The sequence below is a fragment of the Mameliella sp. CS4 genome (assembly GCF_019392335.1).
Classification (GTDB): Bacteria; Pseudomonadota; Alphaproteobacteria; order Rhodobacterales; family Rhodobacteraceae; genus Antarctobacter.
The window spans coordinates 1-259 of sequence record NZ_JAHXRQ010000202.1 but is presented as its reverse complement, the minus strand read 5'-3'; the positions used below and the strand labels follow the sequence as shown (position 1 = coordinate 259).

The window sequence follows — 259 nt, the reverse complement described above, 5'->3', positions numbered from 1 at the left end:
GCATCACGTAAGCCGAGGCGAGTTCGGCCGGTTGTCCGGGCCGGCCGAACGGCACCTGGCTGCCGAAGGATTTCACCGAATCCTGGCTCATCCCGGAGGGGATGAACGGCGTCCAGATCGGCCCGGGCAGCACGCCGTTCACGCGCACGCCCTTGTCGGCGAGCAGCTGGGAGAGGCTGAGCACCATGTTGCTCAGGGCGCCCTTGGTGGCGCTGTAGGCCAGGAGCGACGGCATCGGGTGCTTGGAGTTCACCGACGA

At 67.6% G+C, this 259-nt stretch carries 1 protein-coding gene; it reads right to left on the bottom strand.

Translation table 11 applies throughout. The annotated features are described in order from the left end of the window. Positions 1-259, bottom strand: a 259-nt coding sequence (locus tag KZZ07_RS27110) for an SDR family oxidoreductase (RefSeq protein ID WP_219520098.1), incomplete at both ends; no start/stop codon positions are given.